The 15,622-nt window shown below is 58.6% G+C and carries 15 protein-coding genes; 13 read left to right on the top strand and 2 right to left on the bottom strand.

The window, feature by feature from the left end; all coding sequences use genetic code 11:
- Positions 1-377: 377 nt before the first annotated feature.
- Positions 378-1,598: a CaiB/BaiF CoA-transferase family protein gene (locus ACI77D_RS21845; protein ID WP_064450080.1), complete on the bottom strand. Its 1,221-nt coding sequence runs from the start codon at positions 1,596-1,598 to the stop codon at positions 378-380.
- 12 nt (positions 1,599-1,610) lie between these two features.
- Complete coding sequence (locus ACI77D_RS21840; RefSeq protein ID WP_064450079.1) at positions 1,611-2,792, bottom strand: acyl-CoA dehydrogenase; 1,182 nt, start codon at positions 2,790-2,792, stop codon at positions 1,611-1,613.
- A 157-nt stretch (positions 2,793-2,949) separates the two neighbouring features.
- Between ACI77D_RS21840 and ACI77D_RS21835 the strand changes: the two genes are divergently transcribed.
- From ACI77D_RS21835 to ACI77D_RS21775, 13 genes are all read left to right on the top strand, one after another.
- Positions 2,950-3,849, top strand: coding sequence for a LysR family transcriptional regulator (locus tag ACI77D_RS21835; RefSeq protein ID WP_262666679.1), 900 nt, complete (start codon positions 2,950-2,952; stop codon positions 3,847-3,849).
- 451 nt (positions 3,850-4,300) lie between these two features.
- Positions 4,301-5,422, top strand: a complete 1,122-nt coding sequence (locus ACI77D_RS21830; RefSeq protein ID WP_064450077.1) for a Re/Si-specific NAD(P)(+) transhydrogenase subunit alpha — start codon at positions 4,301-4,303, stop codon at positions 5,420-5,422.
- A gap of 15 nt (positions 5,423-5,437) precedes the next feature.
- Positions 5,438-5,758, top strand: a complete 321-nt coding sequence (locus tag ACI77D_RS21825; protein ID WP_003187417.1) for an NAD(P) transhydrogenase subunit alpha — start codon at positions 5,438-5,440, stop codon at positions 5,756-5,758.
- On the top strand, positions 5,758-7,194 hold the full coding sequence (locus tag ACI77D_RS21820) for an NAD(P)(+) transhydrogenase (Re/Si-specific) subunit beta (protein WP_407017463.1): 1,437 nt from the start codon (positions 5,758-5,760) through the stop codon (positions 7,192-7,194). Before ACI77D_RS21825 ends, ACI77D_RS21820 begins: the two co-directional genes overlap by 1 nt.
- 179 nt (positions 7,195-7,373) lie before the next feature.
- Positions 7,374-8,867, top strand: coding sequence for an acetyl-CoA hydrolase/transferase family protein (locus tag ACI77D_RS21815; protein ID WP_064450075.1), 1,494 nt, complete (start codon positions 7,374-7,376; stop codon positions 8,865-8,867).
- A 318-nt stretch (positions 8,868-9,185) separates the two neighbouring features.
- Entirely contained in the window at positions 9,186-9,401 is a 216-nt protein-coding gene (locus tag ACI77D_RS21810; protein WP_003214752.1) for a DUF1127 domain-containing protein, read from the top strand.
- Positions 9,402-9,663: 262 nt separating this feature from the next.
- Positions 9,664-9,849 carry a DUF1127 domain-containing protein gene (locus tag ACI77D_RS21805; RefSeq protein ID WP_082895802.1) on the top strand — a complete coding sequence of 62 codons (186 nt, stop codon included), beginning with the start codon at positions 9,664-9,666 and terminating at the stop codon, positions 9,847-9,849.
- Positions 9,850-10,008: 159 nt separating this feature from the next.
- Entirely contained in the window at positions 10,009-10,329 is a 321-nt protein-coding gene (locus tag ACI77D_RS21800; RefSeq protein WP_064450074.1) for a DUF2388 domain-containing protein, read from the top strand.
- A gap of 106 nt (positions 10,330-10,435) precedes the next feature.
- Entirely contained in the window at positions 10,436-10,744 is a 309-nt protein-coding gene (locus ACI77D_RS21795; RefSeq protein ID WP_064450073.1) for a DUF2388 domain-containing protein, read from the top strand.
- A gap of 40 nt (positions 10,745-10,784) precedes the next feature.
- Positions 10,785-11,105 (top strand): DUF2388 domain-containing protein, encoded by a 321-nt coding sequence (locus tag ACI77D_RS21790; protein ID WP_064450072.1) that lies wholly within the window; start codon positions 10,785-10,787, stop codon positions 11,103-11,105.
- Positions 11,102-13,063: a DUF4105 domain-containing protein gene (locus ACI77D_RS21785; protein WP_407017462.1), complete on the top strand. Its 1,962-nt coding sequence runs from the start codon at positions 11,102-11,104 to the stop codon at positions 13,061-13,063. The genes ACI77D_RS21790 and ACI77D_RS21785 overlap by 4 nt, the downstream gene beginning before the upstream one ends.
- 255 nt (positions 13,064-13,318) lie before the next feature.
- A complete protein-coding gene (locus tag ACI77D_RS21780) occupies positions 13,319-14,626 on the top strand; it encodes a CitMHS family transporter (protein WP_064450070.1) in 1,308 nt (435 codons plus the stop codon).
- 65 nt (positions 14,627-14,691) lie between these two features.
- Positions 14,692-15,459, top strand: coding sequence for a TerC family protein (locus ACI77D_RS21775; protein WP_064450069.1), 768 nt, complete (start codon positions 14,692-14,694; stop codon positions 15,457-15,459).
- The last annotated feature ends 163 nt before the right edge of the window (positions 15,460-15,622 follow it).

Raw genomic sequence — 15,622 nt, 5'->3', positions numbered from 1 at the left:
GTTCTTCAACAACTTCAACCACTTGCGCTTCCGATCTCTCGTTAGCGGGAGGCGAATTCTACAGCGTTACACGCTGCTGTCAACACCTCTTTTTCTCAGCTTTCGACCGAGAGGATCGAAACGTTAATAGAGCCAAACAACACTGCCCTACCAACTCCTTCTGGGCTTCGATGAACTGAAGCAACTCGCTGTCGAACTCTGCGTAACTCTTTGTTTACCAAGGAGTTTTCCGTTTCGACTGCGCCGGAAGTGGGGCGAATTATAGACTTCCAGAATCTGCCGTCAACGCTTAATTTTGCTTTTCTATCAATTAGTTAGGATTGATTAAGAAACAACCTATATAGAGCCGTTCGCATGCTCTATATAGAAGAAGAGGCTCAGATAACGCCTGCCTCCTTTAAAGCAGCCACATTCGCCGCCCCCAGCCCAAGCACGCCCTGCAACACCTGAACCGTATGCTCTCCTAATAGAGGAGGCGCACTCCGATACTCGACCGGCGTCTTGGACAACCGTATCGGGCTGGCCACCTGCGGCACCATCCCTGCCAGCGCGTGAGGTAATGCCATCGCCAACCCCCGCGCCTTGACTTGCGGATCGGCAAACACCTGGGCCAGATCATTGATCGGCCCACAAGGCACACCCACCTGCTCCAGCAGCGCCACCCACTGAGCCGTCGTCTTGAACACTGTTGCCTGGCGAATCAGAGGAATCAGCTCTGCACGATTGGCCACCCGCATCTTATTAGAAGCAAAGCGCGGGTCATCGGCCCACTGCGGCTGCCCAGCCACCTCAGCGAACTTGCGAAACTGACCGTCATTACCCACCGTCAGGATGAAGTCACCATCAGCCGTGGGGAAATCCTGATAGGGCACAATGTTCGGGTGAGCATTACCCAGCCGCTTCGGCGACACACCCGTCGTCAAGTAATTCATCGCCTGGTTAGCCAGGCAAGCCACCTGCACATCCAGCAATGCCATGTCGATATGCTGCCCGCCACCGTCGTGGTCTCGGTGAGCCAATGCCGCCAGGATCGCCACAGTCGAGTAAAGGCCCGTCAAGATGTCAGTCAACGCGACACCCACCTTCACCGGCCCAGCCCCATCATCACCCTCGGGCCGACCCGTCAGACTCATGAGCCCTCCCAGCCCCTGAATCATAAAGTCGTAGCCTGCACGCGTCGCATAAGGCCCCGTCTGGCCAAAGCCCGTGATGGAGCAGTAAATCAACTCCGGATTGATCTCCTTGAGCGACTCATAGTCCAGCCCATACGCCGCCAGGCCACCCACCTTGAAGTTCTCGATCAGAATGTCGGACTTGGCAGCCAGGTCACGCACCAGCTTCTGCCCCTCCGGCCGCGTGAAGTCGATAGTCACCGACTCCTTGTTACGGTTAGCCGACAGGTAATACGCCGCCTCAGTGGTGTTCTCGCCATAGGCGTCCTTAAGGAAAGGCGGCCCCCATGCGCGCGTGTCATCGCCATTACCCGGCCGCTCGACCTTGATCACCTCAGCCCCAAGGTCCGCAAGTATCTGCCCGGACCAAGGGCCCGCCAGCACTCGCGATAAGTCCAATACCCGCAGGTGTGAAAGCGCGCCCATGCCGTGCTCCTATTAATAGAACGCCTGAAGGCCGGTTTGTGCGCGCCCGAGAATCAAAGCGTGCACGTCATGAGTGCCCTCGTAGGTGTTAACCACCTCCAGGTTGACCAGGTGACGCGCCACCCCGAACTCGTCGGAAATGCCGTTGCCACCCAACATATCCCGCGCCATACGCGCGATATCCAGGGACTTGCCGCAGGAGTTGCGCTTCATGATCGAGGTAATCTCAACCGCCGCCGTACCTTCATCCTTCATACGCCCCAGACGCAGGCAGCCTTGCAAGGCCAGAGTGATCTCGGTCTGCATGTCGGCAAGTTTCTTCTGGATCAACTGGGTCGCCGCCAGCGGACGACCAAACTGATGACGATCCAAGGTGTACTGGCGCGCGGTGTGCCAGCAGAACTCGGCGGCACCCAGCGCCCCCCAGGAGATGCCATAGCGCGCGGAGTTGAGGCAGGTGAATGGCCCCTTCAAGCCACGGACATCCGGGAAGATGTTCTCTTCCGGCACAAACACGTTATCCATGACAATCTCACCGGTAATCGAAGCCCGCAGGCCCACCTTGCCGTGAATCGCCGGAGCGCTCAGCCCCTTCCAGCCCTTCTCCAGGACAAAACCACGGATGTCGCCGGCATCGTCCTTGCCCCACACCACAAACACATCAGCGATCGGACTATTGGTGATCCACATCTTGGCGCCGGTCAGGCTGTAGCCGCCGTCCACCTTGCGTGCACGTGTAATCATCGCGCCTGGGTCGGAACCGTGGTTAGGCTCCGTCAGACCAAAGCAGCCAATCCATTCGCCAGAAGCCAACTTCGGCAGGTACTTCTGCTTTTGCGCCTCGGTACCGAACTCATTGATAGGCACCATGACCAGCGAGGATTGCACACTCATCATCGATCGATAGCCGGAGTCGACACGCTCGACCTCACGGGCAATCAACCCATAGCTGACGTAACTCAAGCCGCTGCCACCGTACTGCTCAGGAATCATCGCACCCAGCAGGCCAGTTTCGCCCATCTCGCGGAAGATCGCGGGGTCGGTCTTTTCATGGCGGAAGGCTTCGAGCACACGCGGCGCCAGCTTGTCCTGGGCGAATTGCTCAGCGCTGTCTCGCACCATGCGCTCCTCTTCGGTGAGCTGTTGATCCAGCAGCAGTGGATCGATCCAGTTGAAGCTTGCCTTACCAGCCATGAATAAGTCCTCGCGCAAGAAATCAGAAGTCGTGGAAGGAGCCTAGGCCGGGCAGGCGCAGAGGGCAAACGAGGTTTCTGCATAGGGTTGTGCTAATTTCTCACTTCGTAACGACTGAGAACGGCGCTGACGCGCTTTTTAAGTGAGCACTACGTACATGCGCAGAAAAATTCCCAGCACCACGGCCCTGGTCAGTTTTGAAGCAGCGGCCCGCCACGAGAGCTTTACCAAGGCGGCGCACGAGCTTTCCATCACCCAGGGCGCCATCTGTCGACAGATAGCCAGCCTTGAGGAGTTTTTGAGTGTCGAGCTGTTTCGTCGCTCACGACGCGGGGTGAAGCTGACAGAGGCGGGACTGTCCTATAGCCGTCGCGTCGCCACGCAGCTGGACGCAGTTGAGCGTGACACCTTGTCGATAATGGGGCAGCAGGGCACCAACATCATCGAGCTGGCGGTGGTTCCAACCTTTGGCACCCAATGGCTGATTCCTCGCCTCAAGGACTTTCAACGTCAGCACCCGGAAGTGACGGTCAACCTCACCAACCGCACGCGCCCCTTTCTATTTGCCGATACCGAATTCGATGCCGCGATCTACTTTGGCGATGCTGACTGGTCCGGTACGGAGTCCCATCGACTGATGGGAGAAAACCCCGTCCCCGTGTGCAGCCCAAGATTACTGGGCACCCGTACCCACTTCAGCCCCCAGGAGATAGCAGAACTGCCTCTGCTGCAGCAGACCACGAGACCTTACGCCTGGCGCCAATGGTTCAACGCGCAACAACTGAACATACCCCGTGACATGACAGGGCCTCGTTACGAGCTATTCTCGATGCTGTCCCAGGCCGCCATGCATGACATGGGAATCGCGCTGATTCCACCATTCCTCATCCAGCGCGAGCTTAAGGAGAACCAGCTGGTGATCGCGAGCCCCGAGGCACTGAACAGTTCCAAGGCTTACTACCTGATGATTCCCGAGAGAAAAGTCGAATCTGCATCACTGCATGCTTTCAGGGACTGGCTTATTGACCAGTCACAACGCTACAGCCCAGGCATTTAAAGGAACGAACGGTTTTATTGACCTTGTAGTCAATTAAATTGAAAACCTACAGATGTACGTATATGTCGCTTTTAGACAGACTGTACTTATCAACCATAAAAAGGCTAAAAGCCATGATTATCATGGCTTTCAGGGACTATCACCGGCCAATGCCCAACTATTCACACCAGCGATGGAAAAAGCGTCGGTAAACCCCTGAAGCCCTTTAAACACCTGTATTTAAAGAGGTTATTTCCGAGCATTGCGACAATCAGTCACAGGGTGACTTGTAGTTAATTTTTCGTCACCCGTCATAATCCCTTGAAGGCCGTAAAGTTCGCCTGCAAAATGCCGCGCCCCGCTGTCATTTCAGCGGGATCGTGCTGATCGGCCGCCCCAGATGCGCCACTCACGGTGCACTGGCCTTTTTACAAAAAGATCAAAAGCAAAAAGATCATGCAGGAGATTTGACGTGCACATTGGTGTTCCTCTCGAAACCCAGACCGGTGAAACGCGGGTGGCTGCCACCCCGGAAACCATCAAGAAGCTGATCGGCCAGGGCCATAAGGTCACTGTTCAAAGCGGAGCAGGCCTCAACGCCAGCATCGTCGACAGTGCCTATGAAACGGCAGGCGCAACCATTGGCAGTGCCAACGATGCGTTTGGCGCCGAGCTGATTCTCAAAGTGGTTGCCCCCAGCGACAGTGAGCTGGCGCTGATCAAAAGCGGTACCGTGCTGGTGGGCATGCTCAATCCGTTCAGCAACGAAACCATTACCAGGCTGGCAGAACGCGGCATTACTGCCTTCGCGCTTGAAGCCGCACCACGTACGTCGCGCGCCCAGAGCCTCGACGTGCTGTCGTCTCAAGCCAACATCGCCGGCTATAAAGCGGTCCTGCTGGCAGCCCACCACTACCCGCGCTTCATGCCGATGCTGATGACCGCAGCAGGCACCGTCAAAGCCGCTCGCGTGCTGATCCTCGGCGCCGGTGTCGCCGGCCTTCAGGCCATCGCCACGGCGAAGCGTCTTGGCGCAGTGATCGAAGCGTCTGACGTACGCCCCGCAGTAAAAGAGCAAATCGAATCCCTCGGCGCCAAGTTCGTCGACGTACCCTATGAAACCGATGAAGAGCGCGAATGCGCCGTCGGTGTCGGCGGATATGCTCGCCCGATGCCGTCGAGCTGGATGCAACGCCAGGCCCTGGCCGTACACGAACGCGCCAAGCAAGCCGACATCGTCATCACCACCGCATTGATCCCAGGTCGCAAGGCACCCACCCTGCTCAGCGCCGAGACCGTCGCGCAAATGAAGCCAGGCTCGGTGGTCATCGACCTCGCCGCAGCCCAAGGCGGTAACTGCCCGCTAACGGTGGCCGATCAGGTCGTCGTGGAAAACGGCGTGACCATCTGCGGCCCGACCAACCTGGCCGGCGCCGTAGCCGCCGATGCTTCTGCTCTATATGCGCGCAACCTGCTGGACTTCCTGAAGCTGGTCTTCACCAAGGAAGGGCAGTTTGAAATCAACCTCGAAGACGACATCGTCGCCGCGTGCCTGATGTGCCGCGACGGCCAAGTCATCCGCAAAAACGCCTAAGCAGGGATTCAGACGATGGAAGAGCTTATCTCCCCCGGTATCTACAACCTGATCATCTTTGTGCTGGCGATTTATGTCGGCTACCACGTGGTTTGGAACGTGACCCCCGCGCTTCATACGCCGCTGATGGCGGTGACCAACGCGATTTCCGCAATCGTGATCGTCGGCGCCATGCTCGCCGCTGCACTCACCGTGACGCCGCTGGGCAAGACCATGGGCACCCTGGCCGTGGCGCTCGCGGCGGTTAACGTGTTCGGCGGCTTCCTGGTCACCCGCAGGATGCTTGAGATGTTCAAGAAGAAAGCCCCGAAAGTAAAAGAAGAGGCGCCCAAGTAATGAGCATGAATCTAGTCACGACGCTCTACTTGATCGCGTCGATCTGCTTTATCCAGGCCCTTAAAGGCCTGTCACACCCAACTACGTCGCGACGTGGCAACCTGTTTGGCATGCTCGGCATGGCGCTGGCGGTACTCACCACCGTGGGCCTCATCTATAAACTGGGCGCAGAACTCGCCACGGCCGGTATTGGCTACGTCATCGTCGGCCTGCTGGTCGGCGGCACCGCCGGTTCGATCATGGCCAAGCGCGTAGAAATGACCAAGATGCCAGAGCTGGTAGCCTTCATGCACAGCATGATCGGCCTGGCAGCGGTGTTTATCGCCATCGCCGCCGTGGTCGAGCCGCAATCCCTGGGCATCGTCAAACATTTGGGCGACTCGATTCCGGCCGGTAACCGTTTGGAGCTGTTCCTCGGTGCGGCCATCGGTGCTATCACCTTCTCCGGTTCGGTGATCGCGTTCGGCAAACTGTCGGGCAAGTACAAGTTCCGTCTGTTCCAGGGCGCACCGGTACAGTTCGGCGGCCAGCACAAGCTGAACCTGGTGCTTGGCCTGGCTACCCTTGGTCTCGGCCTGGCGTTCATGTTCACCGGCAACCTCAGTGCCTTCGCATTGATGCTGGCCCTGGCATTCGTGCTCGGCGTGCTGATCATCATCCCGATCGGTGGCGCCGACATGCCGGTTGTCGTCTCGATGCTTAACAGCTACTCCGGCTGGGCAGCAGCAGGCATCGGCTTCTCGCTGAACAACTCGATGCTGATCATCGCCGGCTCCCTGGTGGGCTCCAGCGGCGCGATCCTGTCGTACATCATGTGCAAGGCGATGAACCGCTCCTTCTTTAATGTACTGCTCGGCGGTTTCGGCAACACGGCGGATGCCGCCGCAGTGGCAGGCTCGAAAGAAGCACGCCCGGTGAAATCCGGCTCGGCGGACGACGCGACCTTCCTGCTGACCAACGCCGACACCGTGATCATCGTTCCAGGCTATGGCCTGGCAGTTGCCCGCGCGCAACATGCGCTCAAAGAGCTGACCGAAAAGCTGACTCATCGTGGCGTGACCGTGAAGTACGCGATCCACCCGGTAGCGGGCCGTATGCCTGGGCATATGAACGTGCTGCTGGCCGAGGCGGAAGTGCCTTACGACCAGGTGTTCGAGATGGAAGACATCAACTCCGAGTTCGGCCAGGCCGACGTGGTGCTGGTGCTGGGTGCGAACGACGTGGTCAACCCGGCCGCCAAGAACGATCCAAACTCACCGATCGCCGGCATGCCGATTCTGGAAGCGTTCAAGGCCAAGACCATCATCGTCAACAAACGCTCGATGGCCAGCGGCTATGCGGGCCTGGACAACGAGTTGTTCTACCTGGACAAAACCATGATGGTCTTCGGTGATGCCAAAAAGGTCATCGAAGACATGGTCAAAGCCGTCGAATAACACTGCGCCAGCGCAATACCCGAAACCCTGGCCTCCAGTAGGCTGGGGGTTTTTATTATTGGATGAAACCCGACCAAAGGCTCTAAATCGCTGCCCGGCATTCGACCATGGTAGCGGGCCGAATTTTTTTGAAATCACTACACTGCCCACCTTGCTTCCGTAGCCTGAGATAACAATTCATGTACCGTGATCGTATCCGCTTGCCTTCGCTGTTGAACAAGGTCATGAGCGCGGCAGATGCCGCCGCACTGATCGAGGACGGCATGACCGTCGGCATGAGCGGCTTCACCCGTGCCGGTGAAGCCAAGGCCGTCCCCCACGCCCTGGCCGAACGCGCCAAGATTTCCCCGCTGAAAATCACCCTGATGACCGGCGCCAGCCTGGGCAATGACCTGGACAAGCAACTGACCGAAGCTGGCGTGCTGTCCCGGCGCATGCCATTTCAGGTCGACAGCACCCTGCGCAAGGCGATCAACGCAGGCGAAGTGATGTTTATCGACCAGCATCTGTCGGAAACCGTCGAGCAACTGCGCAACAACCAGCTCAAGCTGCCGGACATTGCCGTCATCGAAGCCGTCGCGATCACCGAGCAAGGGCATATCGTGCCCACCACCTCCGTGGGCAATTCGGCCAGCTTCGCGATTTTCGCCAAGCAAGTGATTGTTGAGATCAACCTCGCGCACAACCCGAATCTGGAAGGGCTGCACGACATCTATATTCCAACGTACCGGCCGACTCGCACGCCGATCCCGCTGGTTAAGGTCGACGACCGCATCGGCAGCACCGCGATTCCGATCCCGCCCGAGAAGATCGTCGCCATCGTAATCACCAACAAGGCAGACTCCGCTTCTACGGTGACGCCGCCGGACGCCGATACCCAAGGCATCGCCAACCACCTGATTAATTTCCTCAAGCAGGAAGTAGACGCCGGACGCATGACCAACAAGCTCGGCCCGCTGCAGGCCGGGATCGGCAACATCGCCAACGCGGTGATGTGCGGCCTGATCGAATCGCCGTTCGAAGACCTGACCATGTACTCGGAAGTGTTGCAGGACTCAACGTTCGACCTGATCGACGCGGGCAAGCTGAGCTTCGCCTCGGGCAGCTCGATTACCTTGTCGGAGCGACGCAACGCCGATGTGTTCGGCAACCTGGAACACTACAAGGACAAGTTGGTACTGCGCCCACAGGAAATCTCCAATCACCCCGAAGTGGTTCGGCGCCTGGGCATTATCGGCATCAACACCGCGCTGGAATTCGACATCTACGGCAACGTCAACTCCACCCACGTCTGCGGCACACGGATGATGAACGGCATTGGCGGCTCCGGAGACTTCGCGCGCAACGCGCACCTGGCGATCTTCGTCACCAAGTCGATAGCCAAAGGCGGCGCGATATCCAGCGTGGTACCGATGGTCAGCCACGTGGACCACACCGAACATGACGTCGACATTCTGGTGACCGAGATTGGCCTTGCCGACCTGCGCGGCCTGGCGCCGCGTGAGCGGGCTCGGGTGATCATCGACAACTGTGTACACCCGGCCTACCGCGATGCGCTGAACACTTACTTCAATGCCGCCTGCGCGATCGGCGGTCATACCCCGCATATCCTGCGTGAAGCACTGAGTTGGCACATCAACCTGGAAGAAACCGGGCACATGCTCAAGGCTTGATTGATACAGATCCAGGCTGATGCAAATACAGTTTCATCAGCTTGGGAATCTCAGCAGTACTTTTTACAAAAACTGTACTGCTGTACCGGTCATTTCCTACTGAATTCTCCTACGCCCCTCGCCTAAAATGCCTATTTCGCACTGTTTCAGTGCGGACAGGTACAGTTGCCCCATTTACGTACCGTACAGCCGCTATAAACAGTTAACTGGCCCCTCACAATACAGGTGAACTGTATCTAGAGAGTCTTGCGTCGGAGGAGGATCATTGGCATCAGTTAAACCACTACCTAATCCCGCCACAAGCGGAAGGATGTCATCATGGAACGTACACTCAGTTCCGATCTGTTCTTCGAAGAAAAAGCTGTAAACACCCAGGCTTCCCTGCCTTTGCGCGTTCTCGCCAACCTGATGTTGTGGCAGCGCCGCATCTCCAGCCGCCACCAACTGGCTCGTCTGGATTCGCGTCTGCTGGCCGACGCCGGTATCAGCGAAGCGCAACGCTACGAAGAGCTGAGCAAGCCGTTCTGGCGCTAATTGGCGCCCGCTGGCCCTGACCCGCCGGGTCCACCGCCAGCACCCTGATTTGTCAAAGCAAAGCCCGCCCCGGGTAACCGGAGGCGGGCTTTGCTGTTTCTGGCGTTCAGCTTTTGTACCGTTAAACAGATGCACTTCATGAAAACCAGTACAGTTTAAAAATAACTACAGTTAAGCAGTACAATTTAACTTCGGTGTATCTGTATCGGTGAGCTCGAGCCAGCCAACAGGGTGTCCCAAGACCTCATGAAAGGCTCCAGCCATGAAGACAGACACTTCATCTTATAAGCAGTTGATAGTGCGTATGGCCCATGCCGTAGGCAGCTGGGGACGAAAAACCCATGAGCGGCGCCAACTGGCACAACTTGACCCGCGCGAACTGTCCGACGCTGGAATCAGTTCGGGAGACCGAATCGCCGAGCTGTCCAAGCCGTTCTGGCGTGATTGAACAGTGAATAAACTTCCCGAACGGATAAGCGGCAGCTTAAGATTCCACCATCACGTGGCGAACCTTGTAGAACGGGCGTCTGATGCTCAACAGCAACACTGTCCGTTTCACAGTGGGCGCTTTGCGCCGCTTTATTTGATTATCTACAGGAGTGATTCCATGTCCCGTCTTCGCCTGCTGAGTGCTGCCGCCCTGTTGGCCGTAGCTGCCAACGCCAACGCGAGCAGCCTTATCGTGACCACTGATTCGATCGTCGGCGCGCTGAAAGCGACGTCCGATGCCAGCTCGGATGCCACCTCTTCCCTGCGCGACAACAAGGTCGTGCAAGCGGCCCGCGACGACGCAGCCAGCTTTGTCGCCAGCGAAGGCGCCATTCGTGGTGTGAAGCTCGAAAGCGCCCTGGCACAGATCCGCCAACAGGCTCCCCAGCTGAACACCGCAACGGACGCACAGTTGGCGCAGGCCATTCTGGCCATCTGACGCCAAGTCGACCCAAGAGAGCGCCAGCCACCACCAGATGTGTCAGCGCTGGCTCTCGCCGGGGCGTTGCGCTAGCCTTGGCGCTCGCTTTCAGTTGTCGAGTCCCATGGCTTTTTCATACCGCCTGTTGATCGTTCCCGTGTTGTTTTGCGCCTGCTGGTCACCCCTGGCTTCGGCCTTTGACGTGTCCACCCAGAGCACCGTCATCAGTGCGTATGCCACCAGCAAGGTGACGTCAGCACCCTTTGACAGAAAGTTGGTACTGGCCGCCCAGGATGACGCTGCCGCATTTATTGCCACTGACGGCCAATGGCGGGGAGCTCGTCTGGAATCTGCGCTGGATTATCTGCGTCGGACCCAGCCAAAACTTCATGCCAGCGACCTTGAACTGGCGCAGGCAATTCTCGTCCAATAATCATCTTTGTATTTCCATCTTTGTATTTTGGAGTCATCCCATGCGTAGCCCGCTGATCGCCGCCGCTCTCGGCCTGCTGTTGTTGGCCGATGTTGCCCACGCGCAAACTCTCAAGGCCACCAGTAACATCGTCGTGCGTGCCTCGGCCCGCACCATTGATTTCACCTCGGACACCACCACGTCCATCCGCGACTCCAAAATCGTGCGCGAAGCCCACGATGACGCCGCCAGCTTCGTCGCCACCAATGGCGAGATCCGTGGCGCGCAGTTGGAAGCCGCCTTCGACACCCTGCGAACCCGCGTACCGGAAGCGCGCGATGCCAGTGACCAGACTCTCGCCGAAGCTATCCTCGCTCTGTGAGGCGGCTAGTCGCCTGGCTACTGGCCGGGACTGTGCTGCTCTGTGCAAGCGCAGCCCAGGCCAGCCTGCAACTGCGGCTCAAGACCGAAGGCTTGAGCCCGGCCGAACAGCAGGCCAGCCAGGCATTGCTCGATGAGGCGATGCGCGCTTTGCCGCCGCGCTTTATCGAGCAGCTGGACCGGCGCATTGATGTCGGCTGGACCGACAAAATGCCTGAAAACGCTTATGGCCAGGCATCTCTGGTGTCCGAACTGGACCTCAACCAAAACCTGCTTGCCAGCCTGACCGACGGCAGCGCGGCCACGCAGAAGACCAACCGCCCCCACGGCACCGTACGCCGCGAAATGCTCGCCACCGTGCTGCATGAACTGACCCACATTTACGACCGGGCGCGCCTGTGGACCAAAGACGAGCGCACACTGATCCAGCGCTGCAGCCGCCAGAACAACATCACCGGCCTGATCGGCCTCCCCGATCAATGCCGAGGCCAGAACGACCGCCGCTTTACCTTAAGTGACGACCCGCGCCTGCTGGACCTTGCCGGATGGCCGCAATACGTGGGGCGTCGCGGCGAACGGGAGCAGCACAACCATCAAGTCGCCCGCAGCCCGGACATCTACGAAACCACCAGCCCGCTGGAATTCGTGGCCGTCAACATGGAGTACTTCCTCCTCGACCCGAGCTACGCCTGCCGTCGCCCCGCGCTGTTTCGCTATTACAAGGAACACTTCGGCTGGGCGCCGCCCGAGCAAGACACCTGCGCCACGACCTACGCGTTCCTGAACGCCGGCAACGATTTCGCCAAGACGCCGCTGGGCCAGATCGATCCGGAGCGGGTGTATGAAATCGACTACCTGCTGGCCGAAGCCAACCAAAACCTGGTCAGCCGCTGGGGCCACAGCATGTTGCGCCTGGTGATCTGCGCGCCCGGTCGCCCACGCGGCCCGGATTGCCGGCTGGACCTGGACCAGCACCTGGTGCTGTCCTACCGCGCATTTGTCGGTGACGTACAGCTGTCGAGCTGGGATGGCCTGGTGGGCAAGTACCCGTCACGGCTATTTGTGCTGCCGCTGGCCCAAGTGATCGACGAATACACCAAGACCGAGTTGCGCGGCCTGGCGTCAGTGCCACTTAAGCTCTCGCGCCAAGAGATCAACGACACCGTCGAGCATGCCGCCGAAATGCACTGGAGCTATGACGGCAACTACTTCTTCATTTCCAATAACTGCGCAGTGGAAAGCCTGAAACTGTTACGCAGTGGCAGCGCCAACCCGCAATTGACCGGCCTGGACAACATCACCCCCAACGGTCTGCTGGAAGTACTCAGCGCCCGTGGCCTGGCCGACACCAGCGTGCTCAATGACAAACGCGAGGCGTTGCGCCTGGGGTATCACTTCGACTCGTTCCGCGAACGCTACCAGGCGATGTTCGACGTGTTGCGCAAACACCTGCCGATTAAACAGACCCAGGTGGAAGACTGGCTGTCTCTCAGCGCCGAGGAACGCCGCCAATGGTTCAGCCAGGCCGACCTGCGCACCAGCGCCGCATTGTTGCTGCTGGAGCAGGCAAGCTATCGCAGGCAACTGATGCTCGCTCAGGACGAAGTCAAACAACGCTACCTCGGTGCACGCGAACTGAAAAACGGCGGCATGGAAAAAGCCAACCACACGTTACAACAGATCCTCGCCAACAGCGGCTTCCTCAGCCGCCCCGCAGAACTGCTGGGCACCAGCGGCTACGGCCTGCCACAACCGTCAGAAGCCCAACGCCTGGAATCGGAAAGTGCCGAACGCCAGAAGCAACTGCAATCCTTGAGCGGCGACCTGGATAAAGAGGTGCGGGTGCTGCTGGAGCCGTCCCGCGCTGCCGAGATCGCCGCCTGCGAGGCCAACCTCAAACAGGTAGGTGAGCATCTGCGGGCCCTGCACAAAGCGGCAGGGGGTTTGGAACTGCCTTAACCCACCTTAAAGAGAAGTCCTACGAACCTCTGATCATCTGAGTGCTCAGCGAAAGCTGGCTGAAAGCTTCCCCGTCTAGGATCGCCCCCACTGCCGGCAACAGACCGGCTGTTAACAACAACAATGGTGATTCCTGATGTCTGTTCGTACCCGCCTGTTCGCTCCAACTCCCACCGTACGCTACGTGCCTTTCGTACTGCGCTGACCCCCAACCGGTTCGCCATTCCCTAGCCGCGCTACGCCTGGAGTATTCCTATGCTGACTTTCCTTGGCTTTGCCATGGTCATCACGTTTATGTTCCTGATCATGACCAAGCGCCTGTCTGCGCTGATTGCTTTGATCATTGTGCCGATCCTGTTCGCCCTGTTTGGTGGCTTTGCACCGGAAATCGGCCCGATGATGCTTGCGGGTATCACCAAGCTTGCGCCAACCGGCGTGATGCTGATGTTCGCCATCCTCTACTTTGCCCTGATGATCGACTCCGGCCTGTTCGACCCGGCCGTGCGCAAGATCCTCAAGATGGTCAAGGGCGACCCGCTGAAAGTGTCGGTCGGCACCGCCGTGCTGGCCCTGGTCGTCTCCCTCGACGGTGACGGCGCCACCACCTACATGATCTGCGTGGCTGCCATGCTGCCGCTGTACCAGCGTATCGGCATGAGCCCACGCATCATGGCCGGCCTGATCATCCTCGCCGGCGGCGTGATGAATATGACGCCCTGGGGCGGCCCGACTGCCCGCGCCGCCAGTGCGCTGCATGTGGACCCGTCGGATATTTTCGTGCCGATGATCCCGGCCATGGCCGCCGGTGTAGTGGCGATCCTGGTGATCGCCTACATGTACGGCAAGCGCGAACGTGCGCGCCTGGGTGAACTGCACCTGCAAGGTGATGAAATCGACCACAGCGAGATCAGCGTTTCGCAATTCCCGGACGCCCGCCGTCCAAAGCTGATCTGGTTCAACGGCGCCCTGACCTTCGCCCTGATGTGCACCCTGATCGCCGGCCTGTTGCCGCTGCCGGTGCTGTTCATGGTGGCGTTCAGTATCGCGATGATCGTCAACTACCCGTGCCTGCAACAGCAAAAAGACCGCGTCGCCGCCCACGCCGGCAGCGTACTGGCGGTAGTCGGGCTAATCTTCGCCGCCGGCATCTTCACCGGCATTCTGTCCGGCACCGGCATGGTCGATGCTATGTCCAAGAGCTTGCTGGCGGTCATCCCGGACGCGCTGGGCCCGTACCTCGCGGTGATCACCGCGCTGGTAAGCATGCCGTTTACCTTCTTCATGTCCAACGATGCGTTCTACTACGGCGTACTGCCGGTACTCGCCGAAGCGGCCAGCCATTACGGCATCACCGCCGTGGAAATGGCGCGCGCCTCCATCGTTGGCCAACCCGTGCATTTGCTCAGCCCGTTGGTACCTTCGACCTACCTGTTGGTCGCCCTGGCCGGCATCGAATTTGGCGATCACCAACGCTTTACCCTCAAGTGGGCAGTGCTGGTATGCCTGTGCATAATGTTCGCCGCTTTGCTGATGGGGATTTTTCCGCTATTCAGCACTCTATAATCCTACCGACCTAACCGCGCGGCGCTGCAGCTTGCGCGGTTTCACACTTGCTCAAAGGAATACACATGGAATGGCTGACCAATCCGGAAATCTGGATTGCCTTCTTCACCCTGACGGCCCTCGAGATCGTCCTGGGCATCGATAACATCATCATGATTTCGATCCTGGTCAGCCGCATGCCCAAGCACATGCAAGCGCGCACCCGGATCTTCGGCCTGGCCCTGGCCATGGTGACGCGAATCCTGTTGCTGCTGTCGATTACGTGGGTCATGCAATTGACCGCCGACCTGTTCGTGGTCTTCGGCCAAGGCATTTCCGGTCGCGACCTGATTCTGTTCTTCGGTGGCCTGTTCCTGCTGTGGAAAAGCTCCCAGGAGATGTATCACGCACTGGAAGGTGAAGACGAAACCCACGATGAGCCCAAGGGCGCCGGTGGCAAGTTCATCTACACCATCATCCAGATCGCGATCATCGACATCGTTTTCTCCCTGGACTCGGTCATCACGGCGGTGGGCATGGTTTCCCATGTACCCGTCATGGTCGCCGCGATCATCGTCGCCGTACTGGTGATGATGCTGGCTGCCGGCACCATCAGCGAATTCATCGACAAGCACCCGTCGCTGAAAATGCTCGCGCTGTCGTTCCTGCTCGTAGTGGGTACTGTGCTGATCGCCGAATCCTTCGGCGTACACGTGCCAAAGGGCTACGTCTACTTCGCCATGGCGTTCTCGCTGGCGGTGGAAGCGATCAACATCAAGATGCGCACCTCGATCGCGAAGAAGAAGAAACAACAGGACCCGGTGAAACTGCGCAAGGACATTCCGGGTCAATAAGCCCGAGCCAGACAAAAAGGGGCTTTTATAAGCCCCTTTTTTTCATCCGCAAAAAGCTGATTTCATGACAGTTTTGTTTCAATACCTACTTTAGCTATGCGATGCTGGCGCAGAGCCCATTCGCCAACTACAGCTTAAGTACAAGACGTAGAACGGCACGCGG

The organism is Pseudomonas sp. O39, from assembly GCF_045447295.1.
Lineage (GTDB): Bacteria > Pseudomonadota > Gammaproteobacteria > Pseudomonadales > Pseudomonadaceae > Aquipseudomonas > Aquipseudomonas antarctica_A.
This window is presented reverse-complemented; position numbering and strand designations above follow the sequence as displayed.

Excerpts from the sequence above, each read along its gene's own strand:
- ACI77D_RS21845 (WP_064450080.1), bottom strand. The coding sequence starts at position 1,598 with ATGGGCGCGCTTTCACACCTGCGGGTATTGGACTTATCGCGAGTGCTG.
- ACI77D_RS21840 (WP_064450079.1), bottom strand. The coding sequence starts at position 2,792 with ATGGCTGGTAAGGCAAGCTTCAACTGGATCGATCCACTGCTGCTGGAT.
- ACI77D_RS21835 (WP_262666679.1), top strand. The coding sequence starts at position 2,950 with ATGCGCAGAAAAATTCCCAGCACCACGGCCCTGGTCAGTTTTGAAGCA.
- ACI77D_RS21825 (WP_003187417.1), top strand. The coding sequence starts at position 5,438 with ATGGAAGAGCTTATCTCCCCCGGTATCTACAACCTGATCATCTTTGTG.
- ACI77D_RS21820 (WP_407017463.1), top strand. The coding sequence starts at position 5,758 with ATGAGCATGAATCTAGTCACGACGCTCTACTTGATCGCGTCGATCTGC.
- ACI77D_RS21815 (WP_064450075.1), top strand. The coding sequence starts at position 7,374 with ATGTACCGTGATCGTATCCGCTTGCCTTCGCTGTTGAACAAGGTCATG.
- ACI77D_RS21810 (WP_003214752.1), top strand. The coding sequence starts at position 9,186 with ATGGAACGTACACTCAGTTCCGATCTGTTCTTCGAAGAAAAAGCTGTA.
- ACI77D_RS21805 (WP_082895802.1), top strand. The coding sequence starts at position 9,664 with ATGAAGACAGACACTTCATCTTATAAGCAGTTGATAGTGCGTATGGCC.
- ACI77D_RS21800 (WP_064450074.1), top strand. The coding sequence starts at position 10,009 with ATGTCCCGTCTTCGCCTGCTGAGTGCTGCCGCCCTGTTGGCCGTAGCT.
- ACI77D_RS21795 (WP_064450073.1), top strand. The coding sequence starts at position 10,436 with ATGGCTTTTTCATACCGCCTGTTGATCGTTCCCGTGTTGTTTTGCGCC.
- ACI77D_RS21790 (WP_064450072.1), top strand. The coding sequence starts at position 10,785 with ATGCGTAGCCCGCTGATCGCCGCCGCTCTCGGCCTGCTGTTGTTGGCC.
- ACI77D_RS21780 (WP_064450070.1), top strand. The coding sequence starts at position 13,319 with ATGCTGACTTTCCTTGGCTTTGCCATGGTCATCACGTTTATGTTCCTG.
- ACI77D_RS21775 (WP_064450069.1), top strand. The coding sequence starts at position 14,692 with ATGGAATGGCTGACCAATCCGGAAATCTGGATTGCCTTCTTCACCCTG.